Genomic DNA, 19,348 nt, shown 5'->3' on the forward strand with positions numbered 1-19,348 from the left:
ATAAAATATGCAAGTATGGAATAAAACTTCTTATACGCATTTTCACATTATCCTAATTTCTGGATTTTTGTTTAGTTTTTTCCTTCCACTAAGCACCAAGATTAGCAACATCCTCCTTGTTGTATTTTTGGTAAGTGTTTCTTTTTTAGTCCTTAAGGGAAGATTGAAATTCAACAAGATAAATAGATCTGCCTTAAAATATTCTACACTTATTTTGATGGTGCCTCTCCTTTTAAGCATTTGCTACCACGGCGAATTGTTATCTGTATTGAATGTATTGGGACGGCGAATTTCTTATTTACTACTTCCCTTAAGTTTTTTATTTTTTTCTTCGGAGCAGTTATTATCATTAAAAAGGTCGTCTTTCCGTGGTATTGTTTATGGGTGTACATTATCTTCAATATTTCTCTTGTCGAATAACATCTGGAATTATTATGCCACAAGACCGTTATGGTCAGTGGATAGTGATTTATTGAATTTTTATTACACGGGTTTTAATTTTACAGAAACACTTGATTTTCACCCCTCTTATCTGGGGATGTATATGTTGTTGTCAGTTTGTGTTTTGTTGTTCTCCAAGGTATTCGTTTCTAGAGCTTTAAAAATTATTATTTTCACTTTCTTATCGATTGTGATATTGTTTTTAAGTTCTCGTATAATTTTCATTTATTATTTCATCATATTAATTGTTTATATCTTTTCATCATTATTAAAGTTGTTTGGAAAATCAAAAATCGCTATTATCTCAATTTTTACAGTGGTTTTGATAATTTTTCTTTCAACTTTTTTATTGATTAAGGACACATATATATATACTTCATTAACAAAAGAGACCATATGGGAGTTATCTTTTAATGTAAATAAAAAATACAATTCCAAAACCCTGGGTGATAGTCGTGTTGCTCGCTGGAATGTGGCAATTGATTTAATTAAGGATCATCCTATTGTGGGTTATGGTATAGGGAATGAAAAGGATGTGCTGGAAATAGGTTATCGCAAAGAGGGTATGCTCATTTCGGCCACCAACCGATATGATGCTCACAATCTTTTTTTGGGCTATGCCCTCGAGGCAGGTTTTATTTCTATGGCGATACTTATATTTTACATATTTAACTCCTTGTTCTTTTTTTTCAGATTAAAGAGCGCCCTAAATTTTTTGTTTTTCTTTGCTATCTTCGGAATATGCCTTGTTGAGGATTATTTGAATAATAATGCCGCCATAATTTTTTTAGCATATTTTGGTAATTTATTTTTATTCCAAACATTCTTATCAATAGCTAAAATAAAAGATGAACTATCCTAAGTTTTTAAAATTCTCCCAGGCTAAACTTGCGGCAATACTTCTAGTGCTTTTTTATGTTTCTGAAGCAATCAGTAAATTTTCGATAGTTTATTTAGACGGCAAATCCTTTTTACCAAGAGCTATTAAGTTTTTGGTCTTGTTGTTTCTTTTGTTCAAAATAATTACACCTATTAAAAAATTTATTTTACCAATCATTCTTTTATTATTCTTTATAATCGGACAACTTTTTATATATAACGGTTTTAATACCGAGATTATCATTAGTTTTAGTAAATTCCTTTTTCCCCTTTTTTTATTTTTTTATTTCAATAAATATCCTCAAAATCAATTAACTCAAAATATTTTTTTCCAAACGTTTGAATGGCTTCTCATCATAAATGGTTTTTTAATTATAGGAGGATTTGTTTTGAGTCAAGAATTGTTAAAGACGTATGAAGGTCCACGTTTTGGATATAATGGCTTAATTATTACTTCCGCCACTAGTACGTACGTTTATACCATAGCGCTATTTTATTTTTTGATTAAATTGAATCATACTTTTTTTAAAAACTATAAAGTTTGGCTAACAATCGTCTGTTGTATATTGGTTGGCACTAAAGCGCTTTATATTGCATTGTTTGGAGTGTTATTAATATTCCTATTTTATTTCAGCTATCTCAAAAAACCTCATAGAAAACTAGTTGCATCAATCTTGGTTATTTTTTCTTTGTCATTAATTTATATCTTTTTTTTTCAGTACGGCCGTTTCAATGAAATAAGATTACAACAAGGTCTATTCTCTTCTATACTCTCTTTTAGGGACGATTTGCTCGTTGGGGAGACACTCCCATATATCAAAAATAACTGGAAATGGCCAAATTATTTATTTGGAGGGATATCAGATCTATCAACGAGAGCCCAGATGGGTTTTATTGATGTATTCTATTTTTGGGGCATAGTCGGTGGGATTGTTTATTTATACACTTATTATAAATCATATCTAAACTTTGATCTAAACAATTGGAAAATATATCCTTTCCTAATCCTAATCGTTATAGTATTTTTGTCCGGTAATTTTTTTGAGAATGCTTCCGTAGCCATTTATTTATTAATTTTAAAAGAGAGGCTAATCTATGATTCTACTTTTGATAAGAAAAGTCTATAAATGAATAGAATCCAAATCCTAAACACAACAATAGACAACCTCTCCATGCAAGAAACCCTTGCCCTGGTGCAGGAAAAAATACACGCTGGGGAACAGCTCCATCACGTAGTTGTAAATGCGGGAAAAGTGGTATCCATGCAGAAGGATTCCGAACTTCGGCAAAGTGTAAACCACAGTGATATTATCAACGCCGATGGTCAGGCTGTGGTTTGGGCCTCAAGGTTTTTAGGAAAACCACTTAAAGAGCGTGTAGCTGGTATAGACCTTATGGCCAATCTTGTGGAGATGGCGCATAAGAAGAACTATAAAATATTTCTGTTCGGCGCAAAGGAGGATGTGGTGAAAACGGTAGTTGAAAAATATTCCGAAATCTATAGCCCAAATATTATTGCAGGATATAGAAATGGTTATTTCAGTCCTTCGGAAGAAAAGGAAATTGCCCAACAAATTGCAGATAGCGGTACCCAAATGCTGTTTGTGGCCATTTCATCACCCATCAAGGAAAACTTTCTATTTAAATATCGCGACATCCTTAAAAACGTAAACCTCATTATGGGCGTTGGCGGTAGTTTTGACGTAGTTGCGGGCAAGACGAAACGGGCGCCCACTTGGATGCAAAAGGCAGGACTGGAATGGTTTTATCGCTTTGCACAGGAGCCAAGACGTATGTGGAAACGCTATTTGGTCGGTAACTCCAAGTTTATTTATCTAGTGTTAAGAGAGCGCTTTTCTAAAAAATAGAAGCGAATTATGTCGGGTCACAAAAATAACCCAGCCAAGGATACTCCATAGCAAAGCCATAGCAAAGCCATAGCAAAGTCATTAAAACGTAAGAAAATAGCCCTTTTTTCCTACAAATAAAATTTCTTTAAATAACCCTTTGAAGGTTCTTGGTTTTGCGAACAAAAATTTAGTTGAATATCCTGCCTTCCGTCCAAAATCTCCTGTCTAAAATCTAATATCTCGCAAGAGTTTTCTATCTTCCCCTAAAATTTAAAAAAACACAATTTTTCCCCCATGAGGATCCTGCTCGCTGCCATATACCCTTATGCCTTCCTGCTGCTATACCTCATCATCCCTTTTGATAATTATATTCGGGCCTTGCCCAATATTCTTATGGCAATTTTGGTGGTTGCCTTCCCTTTTATTGTTAAAAAAGAAGACTTCAAAAAGTTAAAATCGCTCCCTATAGCTATTTTTCTGGGCCTTTTTACCTATTTGTTGATTGACTCTTTTGGAAGCGGTAGGTTGCAGGATGATTTCAATATCATCAAAAAAGTGCTTATTGCAGTCGGCCTGGCCATCCTTTACATTCCGGTGGCCGATGTCAGGAAAATCAACAGCGCAATAATCTTTTCCTCCCTTGCGGCCATTATTTTTTCGGTCTTTAACTTCGTTCTTATAACCGATGCCACGGGAAGCTTTGCCTTTGGGGACTCTCCACAGGTTGTGGAATCGCTGTTGATAGATAGGTTGTATCTGGGCCTTCTCTGCACCTTCAGTATTCTCATTTCCTTCCAATCCATTCAGAAAAAATACCACCCCAACAACAATTACTATTTGGCCAATATTTTGGTCAATGCGGTTTTTATCGTCTTGATCGCATCAAAAATAGCGGTAGTGGCCCTATTCTTTTTAATATTGATCAAACAGTTTTACGGCCAGCGAAAAATTTGGAAACTAGTTACCGCTATTGCCACGATCGGCATACTCACGGGACTGTTCTTTATTATCAAGAATGAAAAGGACAATCAATCTATCCAGACAGAAAACACTAAGAATCCAACTGCGTTTATTGAGAATTCAATGACGTATGAGTTACGGGCGGTCGTCTGGAACTGCGCAGTAAATGTTATTCAGGATAAAGGTTTTTCCCTCACTGGAATCGGTTTTGATGCTACCAAGGACCAATTGGCGGCCTGTTATGAAACCCAAATTACCAATATTGACAAAAGGGAAAAATTTGTGGCACAACGTTATAATACCCACAATCAGTTTTTGGACTTTTATTTAAGTGCGGGATTTATAGCGCTCCTGCTTTTTTTGGTCTTTATGGGCGTAAGTTTCATTAAGGTCCGACATCAATTTTTTCCCACAGCTATGTTGGCCATTCTACTGATGTATTGTATGGTTGAAAACCTTTTTCATCGGCAGATTGGCGCGTACTACGTGGGTTTTATCCTAATTGTATTGATGACCGGTAAGCACACGGAGAAAACAACGGAATAAAAGCCTAATAAAAGAATTTCAAATTGTACTTTTGCGCTTTGATAACAAATCCAACCTTTTCAATACTAGAAAAGAAAGAAGAAGATAAATGAAAATTTCAGTAATAGGAACAGGTTACGTAGGCCTCGTTACAGGAACCTGTTTGGCAGAAACGGGTAATGAGGTAATCTGTGTAGATATCGACAAAGCAAAAGTAGAAAAAATGCGAAATGGCGAAGTACCCATCTACGAACCGCATTTGGACGTACTTTTTGAAAGAAATATAAAAGCGAACCGTTTAAAGTTTACCACTTCCTTGGAAGAGGGCCTTGCACATGGCGATATTATCTTTTTGGCACTCCCAACCCCAGAAGATGAAGACGGCTCGGCCGACCTTTCCTACGTTTTGAACGTTTCTGAAGAAATAGGCAAAAACATTAGGGAATATAAGGTAATCGTTGACAAGAGCACGGTGCCGGTGGGTACTGCCGAAAAAGTGTACGCCGTAATCGCTGAAAATGCTCCATGTGAATTTGATGTGGTCTCAAACCCTGAGTTTCTTCGCGAAGGCTTTGCCGTAGATGATTTTATGAAACCAGAGCGGATTATTGTGGGCTCTAGTAGTGAAAGGGCCACAGCTTTGATGAAAAAGCTCTACAGTCCATTTGTGCGTTCGGGCAACCCCATAATCGTAATGGACGAAAAATCTGCAGAGCTTACCAAGTATGCGGCAAACTCCTTTTTGGCCACCAAGATTACCTTTATGAACGAGATTGCCAACTATTGCGAAAAAGTGGGAGCCGATGTAGATATGGTTCGCGCGGGAATGGGAACCGATAGCCGCATTGGGAAGCGTTTTCTCTTTCCGGGAATTGGTTATGGAGGCTCTTGTTTTCCAAAAGATGTGAAAGCTCTTAAAAAAGCTGGAAAGAACGAGAATTATGATTTCAAAATTCTCAAGTCGGTAATTGAGATAAATTCAGCCCAAAAAACCATCCTACTTCCGAAGATTGAAAATTATTTCAAAAATGGTTTAAAAGGAAGAACCATTGCCGTTTGGGGGCTTGCATTTAAACCCGAGACCGATGACATTCGCGAAGCCCCGTCAATCGATATGATGGAAGGTTTGCTGGACAAAGGCGCAAAACTTCAGGTGTTTGATCCAGAGGCAATGCCGAATATTAAAAAGCGTTTTGGAGATAAATTGCATTATTCAGAATCTATGTATGCCGCCCTTGAGGGAGCTGATGCACTACTGATATGTACCGAATGGAGCATTTTCCGCACCCCAGATTATGGCAGGCTGAAACAATTGTTGAAAAACCCCGTTGTTTTTGATGGAAGAAACCTATACAATGTAAATGATATGGAAGCGGAAGGTTTTACCTATGTCTCCGTAGGAAGAAAGGCGGTAAATGTATGAAGAAACGTGTCCTAATAACCGGGGCTGCTGGATTTTTGGGCTCGCACCTCTGTGATAAATTTATAGCTGAGGATTTCCACGTTATCGGGATGGACAATCTCATTACCGGCGACCTTAAGAACATCGCCCATCTTTTTAAATTGGAGGCTTTCGAGTTCTATCATCACGATGTTACCAAGTTTGTGCACGTTCCCGGAAGTGTGGATTACATTCTTCATTTTGCCTCTCCCGCAAGTCCGATAGATTATTTGAAAATACCGATCCAAACTTTAAAGGTAGGTTCCCTGGGCACCCACAATCTTCTCGGTTTGGCCCGGGAAAAAAAGGCGCGCATCCTCATTGCCTCTACATCAGAAGTTTATGGAGATCCACAAGTACATCCCCAAACAGAAGAATACTTTGGAAATGTCAACACTATCGGTCCACGCGGGGTTTATGATGAGGCCAAGCGCTTTCAGGAATCCATAACCATGGCTTACCATAGGTTTCATGGTTTAGAAACACGAATTGCTAGAATTTTTAATACTTACGGTCCACGCATGCGCCTTAACGATGGGCGTGTTATCCCCGCCTTTATAGGGCAAGCCTTACGCGGGGAGGATCTTACGGTTTTTGGGGACGGTACGCAAACGCGTTCGTTCTGTTATGTAGATGATGAGGTGGAGGGTCTTTACCGTTTGTTATTAAGCGATTATGCATTGCCGGTAAATATTGGCAACCCAGAAGAAATAACCATTCTCGATTTTGCAAAGGAAATAGTGAAACTTACGGGAACAGATCAAAAAATCATCTTCAAGCCTTTGCCGCAGGATGATCCTATGCAACGCGAACCGGATATTTCAAAAGCGAAAGAAATATTGGGATGGCAACCTAAAATTTCTCGGGAAGAAGGAATGAGGAAAACATTTGAGTATTTTAAAAATCTTTCAAAAGAAGAGCTTTTTAAAAGCGAGCATAAGGATTTTTCAAAGCACAATAAATAAGATTAAATGTTTAAAAGCGGAAGATATTCAGGATTGTTAAGGCCTATTTCATACGGAATAGACCTTTTCTTTATCAATTTTTTTGCTTTTCAGTCCTTCGGCCAGCCTTTTCCCTATTTCAATTATGTGGTTTATTTAACGATAGCCTGGCTTATTCTCTCCTTGCGTTTGGGGTTTTATGAAATTTACCGTTTTACCCATTTATCGAAAATCATGTCTTTGATAGGGAAACAAAGTGTCGTTTTTCTCTTGATCGTATTTTCTTTTTTCGGGTTTTATAATGAATTGACTACCTCAGCTTCTACTATTTTCAATTACATTCTATTGGTAATTCTTTGTGTAACCATTGTAAAATTGGGAGTTTTCTTTCTGTTGAAGAAATATCGTTTACACTTAGGAGGAAATGTGCGTAAAGTCGTAATTATCGGCCTAAACCAAAAAACGGACCAGTTGCGTAAATTTTTCACCAACAATCCTGTCTATGGCTATAAATTATATAAAACCTTTGACCTAAAAGGACCCGATAAAGTTACCATAGAAGAATGCATGGATTATATCCTCAAAGAGGAAATAGATGAGGTGTACTCTTCCGTTGCGGAAATTAATAACAAAGATTTGATAAAGCTCATTGATTTTGTGGACAATAACCTCAAGGTATTAAAATTTCTTCCCGACAATAAAGAAATCTACAGCAAAAAATTGGACTTTACCTATTACGGGGTACTGCCCATTCTTTCCATGCGGAAAATTCCTATGGATGAACCATTTAACAAGTTCTTAAAGCGAAGTTTTGACATTTTGCTTTCTCTTTTTGTTATTGTCGGGCTCTTATCATGGCTAACTCCAATTCTTGGACTGCTGATTAAGTTAGAATCAAAAGGCCCCGTATTCTTTAAACAAAAAAGAAACGGCCTCGATTATAAGGAGTTTTATTGCTATAAATTCCGTTCCATGCGGCCCAATCCCATGGCGCATTTGGAACAAATTAAGAAAGGCGACGAACGCGTTACACGGGTGGGAAGAATTATTAGAAAAACCAGTATTGATGAACTGCCGCAGTTTATAAACGTATTAAAGGGTGAAATGTCCGTAGTAGGCCCAAGACCGCATATGGTGAGCCATACCCATATGTATGCGGAACGGATTGACAAGTTTATGGTACGTCACTTTATTAAACCGGGCATTACGGGCTTGGCCCAAGTTAGTGGATTTCGAGGTGAGGTGGAAGACGACAACCACATTATCAATAGGGTAAAATATGACATTTTTTATCTCGAAAATTGGAGCCTTTTTCTCGATCTAAAAATTGTCTTCCAGACTATCATAAATGCACTTCGGGGAGAAGAAAAGGCATATTAAATTCTTTCCATTCTAGCGATAAAACCTTCAAATTGTTTCCGGAAATTAAACGCATAAACAGAATTTCTTTGTACCTGCTCTTTAGGAAATCGTCTCAATTCTTCCTTTGAAACCGTATTGATAAACTCTTGCAGGGCGCTATGGTCATTTACCGGAACAGCCCACCCGAGCTCCTTATTTTTTACGATATTTTCCCCTTCCCCTCCCCCAAAATAAAGTACTGGCAGCCCCAAACGGGTATATTCAAATATTTTTGAGGGCACGGAACCGTAAATCCTTTTTATCAACGGTATAATTGCGATGTCATATTTCTGTAGTTCCGTGTGCAATTGGGTTCTATCCAATTCACCATAAAAATAAATATGTGGTTTATTTAAGTTTCCTATTTTTTCCGCTTCAGGTCCCGCCCCGTAAATGTGAAGACTTACATTTCGCGGAAAAGAAATCTGTTGGCATATTTCAAAAATTCCCTGGGCAACCCCCAATAAACCTGCATAGACTATTTTAATTTCTTTGGAAGGTTGGGCTTCCTGAATTTTAGGTGGGCTGAAAGCGGGAAAGTTTCGATATAAAAAGGTCGGTTTTTCCACATAATTTGAAACATGCTGGAGAATCTCTTCTGATTGGCCAACAATCAAATCGGCATTCCTATAACAGAAAATTTCCATCTTTTGCAAAAGTGAATAATAGGGGCCCTTCTTTAAAATTCCCATTTCCAAACCAGCCAAAGGCCAAAGGTCTGAAACATTCAGGATTATTTTTTTGGAAAACACTTTTCCCAAATAAACCGCTGTAAAACATACAAAAACAGGGGAATATTGGATGAAGATTTTTTTAGGGGTCTTTGAAAAAATAAAGAATAAAATCAAGCTGAGCGAAAAAGAAATCATAGAGAGCAACCTCACAAACTTATTTGCAGAATTGCTGGGCCAAATCCACAATCGTTTTATTTTTCCGAAGGAGGTGTTTTCCGTTGTTGATATTTTACCTCTGTACTCCTGAAAAACGTTACCAGTTGGATAATTTGGCAAGGGACAAACCACAGTAACCTCGAAACCATCCTTTCCCAATGCCTCTGCAAGGCTGGACATCCTATTGGACGCTGCACCTTTTTCAGGAGGGAAATAATTGGTTATTAAAAGAATTTCCTTTAGCACGCTTTGATTGTGATTAATTTTCAACCAACGAAACAAACTGTTTCAGTTTCCCGCTCGCCGTTCTGTCCAACTGTGCTTTTCTATGGAATGTAAATTTCAATCCCGGCTCTAAAAATTGGGCAATGGTTTTTGAGATAAAACTTTTCTTTTCTTCGGTCAGTTCGGTTTTGCTCACATAGTTTATTTCAAAAGTATCATTCTTTGTTTGAATCACTTTAAACTCCTGAATATTCCCGCTTTCCTCCATTATTTTTTTGGTAATTACATAAAAGGTCATTCCGGCTGCTTTTTTTCCGCTTGGCAGGATTGCGAAATCATTTGTTCTTCCGGTCAGTTTTTTAAGCATGGGTTTTCTAAAAGTGCTTTTTTCACTCAGTGAACCGTAATCGCCAATTTCATAACGGATAAACGGATGTGCTTTGTTGTGCAGCGAAGTTATCACAATGCGTCCTTCTTCGCCCAATGGCAACGGTTTATCGGCTTCGTCCAATATCTCCACAAAAAGTGTTTTTGAATCCACTTCCCATTCGCCGTGAGGGTTGGTGAAGGCAATTACTCCGGCTTCCGAGCAGCCGTACTCATTCACAATTGGAACGCCCAACTGGTTTTCAAGCAAAATTTTATCAGCCTCAAAAAGCATTTCGGAGGTAACGATGCACACCTTCAGCGTTGGACAGATATTTTTTAAGATTGTGTTCTTATCATTCAAATATTTCGCAAAGAGCACAATGCTACTGGTATAACCGTTAATGTACTCAAATGGCTTTTGTTTATAGACTTTCAACATTTCATCGAGAGCCTTTTCTGAAAGGTCGTTAATTGAAAATCTGTGGCGTTTGGCCAAAAAGTCCTTCATCCGCACCGTTTTATTTTCAACGGTATCAAAAGGAATTCCGTAATAGCGCGCCTGCAACGAACTGTTGAAATCTATGCCGTACCACCCAAACCGCTCCATGTGGTAGGCCCACGTAAGCGCGTGGCTGTACTTGTCCTTAGCAAATCGGATGGGATTGCCGCTGGAGCCCGAGGTTTTGTTTATATATACATTTTTTTCCGAAAAGCCTTTTGAAAGCCGCTTCTTCAGCGGAATTTGATAATCTGCTTTCTTCAAAATAGGCAGCGATTCCCAAGTTGAAAAACCGTCCTTCACTTTCTGGCGATAAAAAGAGTTATTTTTTAAATGATAGGTTACAATTTCGGCCCTTTTCGCTTTCAAAAATGCTTCGTAGTCTGTTTCATTTATTTGGGAAATTTGAAGCAATTCTTCCTTGGCCCTTTTAATAGGGAAACGTTTCAGAAAAAGGGAAATATCGAATAGTCTCAAAAGATGTTTTTCAATTTAAGTTGAAACCTAAAAATTTGCAAAGCCAAATTCGCTTCAAATAAATTAGCGGTTCAAGGTACAAACAATTATTTTTGACACCGAAACAAAACATCTCAATTATGAATATTCTCATCCTTGGTTCCGGTGGCCGCGAACATACTTTTGCATACAAAATTGCGCAGAGCAACCGTTGCGAAAAACTTTTTGTAGCGCCCGGAAATGCCGGAACTGCTTCCATTGCAACAAATGTGGATTTAAAGGTAACCGATTTTGGGGCGGTGAAAAAATGCGTTGTTGAAAATAATATTGAAATGGTTATTGTTGGCCCCGAAGACCCCTTGGTACATGGCATTGCTGATTATTTTGCCGAAACTTCGGAATTGCAAAATGTAATGCTTATAGGTCCTTCCAAACGCGGCGCTTTGCTGGAAGGCAGCAAACAGCGCGCTAAGGAATTTATGATGCAGCACAACATCCCCACGGCAGCCTATGAGAGTTTTACTGTGGAATCACTGGAAGCTGGAAAAGCATTTTTGGAAAATTTGAATCCGCCCTACGTTTTAAAAGCAGACGGATTGGCCGCTGGAAAAGGAGTTTTGATTTTAAAGGATTTAAGCGAAGCCAAACAGGAGCTCGAAAATATGCTTACGCACAGCAAGTTTGGCGAAGCGAGTTCCAAAGTGGTAATCGAGGAATTTTTGGATGGAATTGAGTTGAGCGTTTTTGTACTAACCGATGGAAAAAATTACAAAATCCTTCCCACGGCAAAAGACTATAAACGCATCGGCGAAGGTGATACGGGCTTGAATACTGGTGGAATGGGCGCCATTTCCCCAGTACCATTTGCAGATGGAGTTTTGATGAAAAAAATTGAGGACCGAATCGTGAAACCAACCGTGAGAGGCCTTTCCGAAGAAAAAATAGATTATAAAGGCTTTGTTTTTATAGGTTTGATAAAAGTGGATAACGAACCTTACGTGATAGAATACAACGTGCGGATGGGCGATCCCGAAACCGAGGTTGTTTTGCCGCGCATTAAAACCGATTTGGTTGATTTATTGGAAGCTACCTACCGTCAAAACTTGGGCAATTTCAATATTGAAATTGACGGTCGGGCCGCAACTACCGTCATGCTGGTTTCCGGAGGCTATCCCGACGCTTACGAAAAAGGAAAGGAAATTTCAGGTTTGGAAAATGTGGAAGGTTCCATTGTATTTCACGCGGGCACAAAGCTTGAAAACGATAAAATTCTTACCAATGGCGGCCGTGTTTTGGCTATAACTTCCTTGGATGATGATTTCAGAAAGGCGCTAAAAAAATCCTATCAAAATATAGAAAAACTATCTTTTGACAGGATGCAATATCGTAGGGATATAGGTTTTGACCTATAATTAAATTACGGATTTTCGTCGTACGTGTAGGTAACCTCAGTATTTTCGTTATAGTCTCGAAGTTTACCTAGCCAATATATGAAGGCTGCCGCACCAATCAACAAAAATATCCACGAAAAAATATTGGCAAGCCACCAGCTGTCAAGCTCAAGCTTCATCAAGGCATCGTAGGGAATAAAAAGAAAATCTTCAAAAAGGGAAGCTATTCCTTCCCAAAAACCTTTCCAAGTCATATCTTTAATCTTTAGAAGGCAAAAATATAAAAATACCCCGTATGCTGACAAGCTTTTTTGGAAAATCTAACCCCATTAACTATTTAATTCTCGGTGTTTTTATAATTGCAGGTTATTTATTGGGTGCAATATCGCACAGCGAAATATTTATCACGCCTTCCCTCTTGCTTACCCATTCTGCTTTCGTCATTTTCAGCGTGCTGATTATGTTGCTGTTGGATTTTATAATCAGAAAAAACCATCTCACCCAAAACAATACCTACGCCATATTTTTCTTCACCTGTTTTCTTACCATGTTGCCGGTAATATTTCTTCAGCATAAAATAATATTGGCAAACGCCTTCCTTTTGTTGGCTTTGCGCCGCTTGATGAGTTTGCGAAGCGATAAGAATTCAGAAAAAAAAATTCTCGACGCCAGCATTTGGATTACCCTGGCTTCCCTGTTTTATTTTTGGAGTCTATTACTCTTCGTTCCGCTGTGGATTGCCATCTTGCAGAAGCCCAATTCAACCTATAAACAAATGTTGGTTCCCATCACGGGATTTTTGGCGGTTTTTGTAATAAATACAGCGTACCAAATGCTTGCAACCGATACGTTTTCCTGGTTTTTGAATTGGAAGGATGAGGTTGGTTTTGACTTTTCAGCCTATAATTCGGCTGCCATTTTGGTTCCCGTCACCATTATGCTCGCATTTTATATTTGGACCGCGGTATATCGAATTTTAAGAATCTCGAAGTTGTCGTTAAAGGAAAGACCCAACCACCTTTTGCTGCTGTATGTAAGTTTTACCACTCTGTTCATAGCACTGGGAGCTCCTGAAAAGACTGGGGCTGAGCTGTTTTTTATTATGGCGCCCGTTGCGATAATAAGTGCCAATTATATTGAAAGTCCCGAAAAGGAACAATATCGGGAAAAGGATATGGCCGAATTTTGGTTTAAGGAAATCATGCTGTGGTTGGTTGTGATTTTGCCGTTTGTATTTCTGTTTTTATGATTACGGTGAATCTCGAAAATATTGAAAGGGAATTAAAGCAGAGACTTCCGTATAATTACAGTTGGGGCCAAAAGCAAAATGATGAATGGGACCGCTATACCAACTTTATTTACAGCACACAGGAGTGGGCGGGGTTAATCTTGAAAATGAAGCAGGCAATTGCAGAACATAAACTCGATAAACGAAGTTTGTTCAATTACGCCGCCAATCGCTGGTACAATTTCTGGAGCGCCGTGGCGGTGGAACATATTTTTTCTGAAACTGAAAATATAAAAATGGTAGCCGAAACCAAAGATTCCGAAAAGGATTTTTATCTCTTCGGAATTCCCTTTGACCATAAAACCTCCGTCTTTCCAAAACACTTCAACCAAACCTTTGAATACGCCCAAAATCATAAAAATGAATTGATAGAATGGCTCTACAAAAACCAAAGCACCCAAAAACGGCACCATTTTAAAAACCGTCTATTCATTGTGGTTTATGCTGAAAATGGGGAACAGTGGAAGTTGAAAGCTGAAATCGGTTTGCTAAAAAATGCTATTCAAAAATATATAGCTACTTTCAGGCCGGAGCAGTTGCAATCATTTACTTTTGTTGACGGACAGCAAACTTTAAGCGATATTATCTGGGTTTCCAAATGAATTACATAGGTTCCAAACATAAACTCTCCAATTTCATTTTTGAAAATTTAAAGCACTCTTTTTAAACCAGATTGGCAACAAGAATTTCACTATCTTTGAATATATGAAAACATTATCCTTAAACATACCTGACGGTCTTGATATAGGGCCAAGCGAACTTGCAATATTCGTGGCATCTCGCCTTTATGAAAATGGTAAGTTGTCGTTGGGCCAGGCGGCTGAAATGGCAGGCCTAACAAAACGCACTTTTGCCGAACTTCTGGGGCATTACAATGTTTCCATCTTCAATTATCCCGCTTCAGATTTAGCAAAGGATGTTGCCAATGCCTAAAACTATTATTTCCGATACCAGCTGTTTTATTATACTTACAAACATTGGAGAATTGGATATTTTGCGGAAAGTTTATGGGGAAGTAATAACTACACCTGAAGTGGCGTCAGAATTCGGAGAGCCACTGCCGGCATGGGTAATTATAAAATCGGCAACAGACTACTATCGTCAGGCTATTTTAGAAGTTCAAATAGACAAGGGCGAATCCAGTGCAATAGCTTTAGCTTTGGAAATTGAAAACAGCACAGTTATTTTAGATGACCTAAAGGCTAGAAAAATGGCTGAACATTTGGGAATATCCTATAGTGGAACTATTGGAGTAGTAGTAAAAGCAAAACTGAAGGGGGTTATTCCTTCAATAAAACCAATCTTGCAAAAATTAAAGCAAACAGATTTCCGAATTTCTCTTGAACTTGAAACGGAAGCTCTTGGCCAAGCAAAAGAACTGCCTTAATGAACTACATTGGCTCCAAACACAAACTCTCCTCCTTCATTTTTGAAACGGTTACCGAAACCTGCGGAAATGGGCTTTCGCAAAAAACATTTTGCGACCTTTTTGCAGGCACCGGAATCGTTGGCCGAAACTTTAAACCACACGTAAAACTGGTAATCGCCAACGATGTGGAATATTACAGCTATGTGCTGAACCGAAACTATATCGGTAATAATTTTGAATTCGATTACGAAGCATTCCTAAATGAATTGAACGCTTTAAAACGCAAAAAAGGCTTCGTTTTTGAAAATTATTCCGAAGGAGGAAAAGCTGGAAGAAACTATTTTACTTCAGAAAACGGGCAGAAAATTGACGCTGTTCGTATTCAAATAGAAAATTGGAAAGAAGCTTCAACAATTACGGAAGACCAATATTTTTTCCTGCTCGCCTCTTTACTTGAAAGTGCCGATAAAGTGGCTAATACAGCTTCGGTTTATGGAGCCTATCTAAAGCACATAAAAAGATCGGCGGCAAAAACGATGGTAATTCAACCCGCACTGATAGAAAAAGATCTGTTTTCCGAAGTCTTGCCCTTGCAAAAAAACCAAATTTTCCAAAAGGACGCCAATCAGCTTATCAAGGAAATAAAAGGCGACATCCTTTATCTGGATCCGCCCTATAACGCCCGCCAGTACGGCGCCAACTATCATTTGCTGAATACTATCGCAAAATATGATACCTTTGTACCCAAGGGAAAAACCGGCCTGCGCGATTACTACAAAAGTGATTGGTGCAAAACCGGCGAAGTACTGAAAAGTTTTGCGGAATTGATTGAAAATGCACAATTCCCCTACATTTTCCTAAGTTACAACAACGAAGGATTGATGGGCCAAAAGGAAGTGCAAACGGTGATGGAACGCTTCGGGAAATACACCTTGAAAACCAAAAAATACCAACGTTTTAAAGCAGATAAAACCGAAAACCGAAACCACAAAGCCACCGAAACTTTTGAGTATTTACATATTTTGGAAAAGTATTTCGGCTCCGCTCAATGATCGGTGTCTGAGCGGAGCCGAAGACACAAATAAAAAATAACAATAAACAATAGATAATGTTCTCAGACAAAGCCAACAAAATCTTCGCAGAAGTTATAAATAAGTACCACGAGGTGAATACCGTGGACCAACCTTTCAACAATCCGTACGATAAAGACAGTCAATTGATTGAACACTTGCTATACCGAAAATGCTGGATAGATACAGTTCAGTGGCATTATGAAGATATCATCCGCGACCCGAATATTGACCCCGTTGCAGCACTGAAACTCAAGCGACAAATAGACGCTTCCAATCAGGACCGCACCGATATGGTGGAATACATTGACAGCTATTTCCTTGAAAAATTCAAGGACGTAAAAGTGAAGGATGATGCGACCATCAACACCGAAAGTCCCGCGTGGGGCATTGACAGACTTTCCATTTTAGCGCTGAAAATCTATCACATGAACGAAGAGGCAACCCGTACCGATGCTTCCCAAGAACACCAAATGGCCTGCAAGGCTAAGTTGAACGTGCTTTTGGAGCAACGCGTAGATTTAAGCACCGCCATCAATCAATTGTTGGATGATATTGCCCACGGCAGAAAGTATATGAAAGTCTATAAGCAGATGAAAATGTACAACGACGACGAGCTAAACCCGGTGCTTCGCGGAAAGAAATAATATTATTTTAAACCTAACGGGTTTTCAAAACCTGTTAGGTTTTTAAAATTCCAATGGCCAAACCCATACACATATTGGTAATCCGCCTCTCCGCCATGGGCGATGTGGCAATGACCGTTCCCGTACTTCGCGTTTTGGCGCAAACCTATCCCGAACTAAAAATCACGGTGCTTTCCCGCCCATTTTTCAAACCTTTTTTTGAAGAAATTCCCAACCTCGATTTTTTGGAAGCTGATGTATATGGCGAACACAAACGCTTCGGATTGATTAAATTGGCAAACCAAGCAAAGGATTTGGGAATTGGCGCCGTAGCAGACCTTCACAACGTAATTCGTTCCAAAATAATCACGAAATATTTAAAATTTAAGGGTTTAGAAACAGCGACTATTGATAAAGGCAGAGCGGAAAAGAAAGCCTTGATTGCTGCCAAAGGCGAAGCTATTTCACAATTAAAAACTACACACCAGCGCTATGCGGATGTTTTTGAAAAGCTCGGTTTTCCTTTAGATTTAAACACATTTACCGTCCCGCCCAAAAAACGGTTGACGCCAAAACTCAATGGCCTGATTGGCGTAGAACCAAAAAAACTCATCGGCATTGCTCCCTTTGCCGCCCATCAAAGCAAAATGTATCCTTTAAGCTTAATGGCTGAAGTAATCCGCGAATTGGATAAAACCGACAAATACCGTATATTTCTTTTTGGTGGCGGAAAGAAGGAAATAAAGCAACTTCAACAACTTGAAAATCCTTTCGCCAATGTGACCAATGTGGCCGGAAAACTCACTTTTGAGGAAGAACTCGCGCTGATTTCAAATCTGGATCTAATGCTTTCCATGGATAGCGGCAACGGGCATTTGGCGGCTATGTATGGGGTGCCGGTTGTTACACTTTGGGGCGTCACGCACCCTTATGCGGGATTTGTCCCTTTTAATCAGCCGGAAAGCAATCAATTAATGGCTGACAGAAAAAAATATCCATTAATTCCAACATCCATTTACGGCAATAAATATCCTCCCAATTATGAGTTAGTGATGAATACGATACCACCTGAAACAGTGGTATCGAAAGTGGAAAAGGTTATATAGTTACCACACTAACTAAACTAATTTGGTCTTCAACTTGACAACGGCTCCTAAATCATTTATATTTACAAGTCTTTAACCCTACCATCTTCTTCTTTTACCTTACTGCTGTGTCTACCCGCCAAAAAAAGAACAAGAAGATATTTTGGAATATTAGCCACACCATTATAACTATATGCCGACTGTATGCCGACTGTATGCTGACTGTATGCTGACTGTATGTCGACTCTATGCCGACCCAACCCCATATATAACTTATATATAATCCCAAGATTCCCCGTAAAATGCCTTTTCTCAGGTGCCATTATATGTTCGCCTCTCCCTTGAGTTCTTTTCAAAATCAAAATATAGGGATTAACCATTTGAAAAACCTATTTTAGAACCTATAGAAGAGAAGGTTTGAATGAAATATCAGCTTAGCTATTAAACGACACAGGAACCCTGCCCAAATTTTTTTGGAATTTGAAATTTCAAAAATTTGGAATTTCAACCTTTACACATCATCATAATCCACAACAACTTTCGCAGTTGTAGGATGAGCTTGGCAGGTAAGTATCAAACCATCCGCAATCTCGGCTTCAGTGAGGATTTGGTTTTTGCGCATTTCCGCCTTTCCTTCTTTTAGGCGGGCGATACAGGTACTGCAAATTCCGCCTTGGCAGGAATAGGGTGGGTCTAAACCTTCGTCCAACGCAGCTTCAAGAATACTTTTGGTCTGCGGCATTTCAAAAACTTCCTCTTCGTCATCCAGAATTACCGTAATGCTGGTATTGCCGTCGTGTTTTTCAACCAAAAGCCCTTTTTCAGCAGTAGAGAAAAGCTCGTGATGAATTTGTTTCGAATTGATTCCGTTGTGCTTCAAGGTTGCGGAAACTTCGTCAATCATCTGTTCGGGACCGCACAGATAAAAGGCTTCAAAAGTTATCTGCCCGTACTTATTTTTCAGGTAAAAATTAACCAGGGAGCGACCTATTCTTCCAAATTGCGCATCCTCCAACTTTTCTCGGCTATAGACAAATTCAACATCAAACCGCTCCGGAAATTTATCCTGCAATTGAACGATTTCGTCATAAAACATGGTTTCCTTTTTATTCTGATTGCCGTAAATAAGTAAAAACGAACTTTTTGGCATTTCTTCCAAAGTGCTTTTTATCAATGAAAGCACGGGGGTTATCCCGCTTCCTGCGGCAAAGGCCACGTAATTTTTCAGGTTTGGCTCCAAAATAAATTTTCCCGTGGGCGGCATCACTTGCAGCGTATCGCCCGCTTTTAGGTCTTTGTTTGCATATTCTGAGAAGGCTCCTTTTTCCACTTTTTTCACGGCAACCTTCAGCAGGCCGCTTTTGGGTGAGCTACAGATGGAATACGCCCGGCGCAGCTCCTTGCCGTCTTTTTGATGTTTTATGGTAATATATTGCCCAGCCTTAAATGCAAAGGTATTTTTTAGATTTTCGGGAACTTTAAAAGTAACGGAAACGGAGTTTGGCGTTTCTTTTTTTACTTCGGAAACGGTAAGCGCATGAAATTCGCCCATAATTGTGAAATTTTTCTGCAAAAGTACAAATGAATTGAAGGAAACAAAGATTCAGCGCCCTTATTATGAAGGATTTTTTCGGTCTTT

19 protein-coding genes are annotated in these 19,348 nt (G+C 38.9%); 15 read left to right on the top strand and 4 right to left on the bottom strand.

Going from position 1 to position 19,348, the window contains the following annotated elements; genetic code table 11:
* Positions 1-7: 7 nt before the first annotated feature.
* From MB09_RS15735 to MB09_RS08245, 7 genes are all read left to right on the top strand, one after another.
* Positions 8-1,303, top strand: a complete 1,296-nt coding sequence (locus MB09_RS15735) for an O-antigen ligase family protein (RefSeq protein ID WP_084709055.1) — start codon at positions 8-10, stop codon at positions 1,301-1,303.
* Positions 1,290-2,447: a hypothetical protein gene (locus tag MB09_RS08220; RefSeq protein ID WP_045080418.1), complete on the top strand. Its 1,158-nt coding sequence runs from the start codon at positions 1,290-1,292 to the stop codon at positions 2,445-2,447. The genes MB09_RS15735 and MB09_RS08220 overlap by 14 nt, the downstream gene beginning before the upstream one ends.
* The gene (locus MB09_RS08225; protein ID WP_045080419.1) at positions 2,448-3,188 is read left to right on the top strand and encodes a WecB/TagA/CpsF family glycosyltransferase; all 741 of its coding nucleotides are present in this window, start codon (positions 2,448-2,450) and stop codon (positions 3,186-3,188) included. It begins immediately after the preceding gene.
* Between the two features lie 276 nt (positions 3,189-3,464).
* The gene (locus MB09_RS08230; RefSeq protein ID WP_045080420.1) at positions 3,465-4,676 is read left to right on the top strand and encodes an O-antigen ligase family protein; all 1,212 of its coding nucleotides are present in this window, start codon (positions 3,465-3,467) and stop codon (positions 4,674-4,676) included.
* 88 nt (positions 4,677-4,764) lie between these two features.
* Complete coding sequence (locus MB09_RS08235) at positions 4,765-6,078, top strand: UDP-glucose dehydrogenase family protein (protein WP_045080421.1); 1,314 nt, start codon at positions 4,765-4,767, stop codon at positions 6,076-6,078.
* Entirely contained in the window at positions 6,075-7,061 is a 987-nt protein-coding gene (locus tag MB09_RS08240; protein ID WP_045080422.1) for a UDP-glucuronic acid decarboxylase family protein, read from the top strand. The genes MB09_RS08235 and MB09_RS08240 overlap by 4 nt, the downstream gene beginning before the upstream one ends.
* Positions 7,062-7,067: 6 nt before the next feature.
* Entirely contained in the window at positions 7,068-8,420 is a 1,353-nt protein-coding gene (locus tag MB09_RS08245; RefSeq protein WP_045080423.1) for an exopolysaccharide biosynthesis polyprenyl glycosylphosphotransferase, read from the top strand.
* On the opposite strand, the gene MB09_RS08250 is transcribed toward MB09_RS08245, so the two are convergent.
* Both MB09_RS08250 and MB09_RS08255 read right to left on the bottom strand, forming a co-directional pair.
* Entirely contained in the window at positions 8,417-9,601 is a 1,185-nt protein-coding gene (locus MB09_RS08250) for a glycosyltransferase family 4 protein (RefSeq protein WP_240484818.1), read from the bottom strand. The two genes, MB09_RS08245 and MB09_RS08250, sit on opposite strands and share 4 nt — an antisense overlap.
* Entirely contained in the window at positions 9,591-10,901 is a 1,311-nt protein-coding gene (locus MB09_RS08255; protein ID WP_045080424.1) for a phenylacetate--CoA ligase family protein, read from the bottom strand. Before MB09_RS08255 ends, MB09_RS08250 begins: the two co-directional genes overlap by 11 nt.
* A gap of 119 nt (positions 10,902-11,020) precedes the next feature.
* Here MB09_RS08255 and purD point away from each other — a divergent pair, with 119 nt between their 5' ends.
* Complete coding sequence (purD, locus tag MB09_RS08260; protein WP_045080425.1) at positions 11,021-12,292, top strand: phosphoribosylamine--glycine ligase; 1,272 nt, start codon at positions 11,021-11,023, stop codon at positions 12,290-12,292.
* Between the two features lie 5 nt (positions 12,293-12,297).
* Here the strand turns inward: purD and MB09_RS08265 are convergent, their stop codons facing one another.
* The gene (locus MB09_RS08265) at positions 12,298-12,525 is read right to left on the bottom strand and encodes a DUF6341 family protein (RefSeq protein ID WP_045080426.1); all 228 of its coding nucleotides are present in this window, start codon (positions 12,523-12,525) and stop codon (positions 12,298-12,300) included.
* Positions 12,526-12,566: 41 nt separating this feature from the next.
* On the opposite strand from MB09_RS08265, the gene MB09_RS16030 reads away from it, so the two are divergent.
* From MB09_RS16030 to MB09_RS08300, 7 genes are all read left to right on the top strand, one after another.
* Positions 12,567-13,520 carry a DUF6427 family protein gene (locus MB09_RS16030; protein ID WP_045080427.1) on the top strand — a complete coding sequence of 318 codons (954 nt, stop codon included), beginning with the start codon at positions 12,567-12,569 and terminating at the stop codon, positions 13,518-13,520.
* A complete protein-coding gene (locus MB09_RS08275) occupies positions 13,517-14,161 on the top strand; it encodes a hypothetical protein (protein WP_045080428.1) in 645 nt (214 codons plus the stop codon). Before MB09_RS16030 ends, MB09_RS08275 begins: the two co-directional genes overlap by 4 nt.
* 103 nt (positions 14,162-14,264) lie before the next feature.
* Positions 14,265-14,492 (top strand): UPF0175 family protein, encoded by a 228-nt coding sequence (locus tag MB09_RS08280; RefSeq protein WP_045080429.1) that lies wholly within the window; start codon positions 14,265-14,267, stop codon positions 14,490-14,492.
* The gene (locus MB09_RS08285) at positions 14,485-14,946 is read left to right on the top strand and encodes a DUF3368 domain-containing protein (protein ID WP_045080553.1); all 462 of its coding nucleotides are present in this window, start codon (positions 14,485-14,487) and stop codon (positions 14,944-14,946) included. Before MB09_RS08280 ends, MB09_RS08285 begins: the two co-directional genes overlap by 8 nt.
* The gene (locus MB09_RS08290; protein ID WP_045080430.1) at positions 14,946-15,980 is read left to right on the top strand and encodes a DNA adenine methylase; all 1,035 of its coding nucleotides are present in this window, start codon (positions 14,946-14,948) and stop codon (positions 15,978-15,980) included. The genes MB09_RS08285 and MB09_RS08290 overlap by 1 nt, the downstream gene beginning before the upstream one ends.
* A gap of 56 nt (positions 15,981-16,036) precedes the next feature.
* A complete protein-coding gene (locus tag MB09_RS08295) occupies positions 16,037-16,645 on the top strand; it encodes a DUF4254 domain-containing protein (RefSeq protein WP_045080431.1) in 609 nt (202 codons plus the stop codon).
* A gap of 53 nt (positions 16,646-16,698) precedes the next feature.
* Positions 16,699-17,730 carry a glycosyltransferase family 9 protein gene (locus MB09_RS08300; protein WP_045080432.1) on the top strand — a complete coding sequence of 344 codons (1,032 nt, stop codon included), beginning with the start codon at positions 16,699-16,701 and terminating at the stop codon, positions 17,728-17,730.
* 490 nt (positions 17,731-18,220) lie between these two features.
* Here MB09_RS08300 and MB09_RS08310 read toward each other — a convergent pair whose 3' ends face one another.
* On the bottom strand, positions 18,221-19,261 hold the full coding sequence (locus tag MB09_RS08310) for a ferredoxin--NADP reductase (protein WP_045080434.1): 1,041 nt from the start codon (positions 19,259-19,261) through the stop codon (positions 18,221-18,223).
* Between the last annotated feature and the right edge of the window lie 87 nt (positions 19,262-19,348).

It is taken from the genome of Aequorivita vladivostokensis (assembly GCF_000952855.1).
Taxonomy (GTDB): Bacteria; Bacteroidota; Bacteroidia; order Flavobacteriales; family Flavobacteriaceae; genus Aequorivita; species Aequorivita vladivostokensis.

What these genes read in the sequence shown, in the direction of transcription:
- MB09_RS08280 (WP_045080429.1), top strand. Translation starts at nt 14,265, where the DNA reads ATGAAAACATTATCCTTAAACATACCTGACGGTCTTGATATAGGGCCA.
- purD (WP_045080425.1), top strand. Translation starts at nt 11,021, where the DNA reads ATGAATATTCTCATCCTTGGTTCCGGTGGCCGCGAACATACTTTTGCA.
- MB09_RS08220 (WP_045080418.1), top strand. Translation starts at nt 1,290, where the DNA reads ATGAACTATCCTAAGTTTTTAAAATTCTCCCAGGCTAAACTTGCGGCA.
- MB09_RS08235 (WP_045080421.1), top strand. Translation starts at nt 4,765, where the DNA reads ATGAAAATTTCAGTAATAGGAACAGGTTACGTAGGCCTCGTTACAGGA.
- MB09_RS08285 (WP_045080553.1), top strand. Translation starts at nt 14,485, where the DNA reads ATGCCTAAAACTATTATTTCCGATACCAGCTGTTTTATTATACTTACA.
- MB09_RS08245 (WP_045080423.1), top strand. Translation starts at nt 7,068, where the DNA reads ATGTTTAAAAGCGGAAGATATTCAGGATTGTTAAGGCCTATTTCATAC.
- MB09_RS08275 (WP_045080428.1), top strand. Translation starts at nt 13,517, where the DNA reads ATGATTACGGTGAATCTCGAAAATATTGAAAGGGAATTAAAGCAGAGA.
- MB09_RS08265 (WP_045080426.1), bottom strand. Translation starts at nt 12,525, where the DNA reads ATGACTTGGAAAGGTTTTTGGGAAGGAATAGCTTCCCTTTTTGAAGAT.
- MB09_RS08300 (WP_045080432.1), top strand. Translation starts at nt 16,699, where the DNA reads ATGGCCAAACCCATACACATATTGGTAATCCGCCTCTCCGCCATGGGC.
- MB09_RS08225 (WP_045080419.1), top strand. Translation starts at nt 2,448, where the DNA reads ATGAATAGAATCCAAATCCTAAACACAACAATAGACAACCTCTCCATG.
- MB09_RS16030 (WP_045080427.1), top strand. Translation starts at nt 12,567, where the DNA reads ATGCTGACAAGCTTTTTTGGAAAATCTAACCCCATTAACTATTTAATT.
- MB09_RS08310 (WP_045080434.1), bottom strand. Translation starts at nt 19,261, where the DNA reads ATGGGCGAATTTCATGCGCTTACCGTTTCCGAAGTAAAAAAAGAAACG.
- MB09_RS08290 (WP_045080430.1), top strand. Translation starts at nt 14,946, where the DNA reads ATGAACTACATTGGCTCCAAACACAAACTCTCCTCCTTCATTTTTGAA.
- MB09_RS15735 (WP_084709055.1), top strand. Translation starts at nt 8, where the DNA reads ATGCAAGTATGGAATAAAACTTCTTATACGCATTTTCACATTATCCTA.
- MB09_RS08295 (WP_045080431.1), top strand. Translation starts at nt 16,037, where the DNA reads ATGTTCTCAGACAAAGCCAACAAAATCTTCGCAGAAGTTATAAATAAG.
- MB09_RS08230 (WP_045080420.1), top strand. Translation starts at nt 3,465, where the DNA reads ATGAGGATCCTGCTCGCTGCCATATACCCTTATGCCTTCCTGCTGCTA.
- MB09_RS08240 (WP_045080422.1), top strand. Translation starts at nt 6,075, where the DNA reads ATGAAGAAACGTGTCCTAATAACCGGGGCTGCTGGATTTTTGGGCTCG.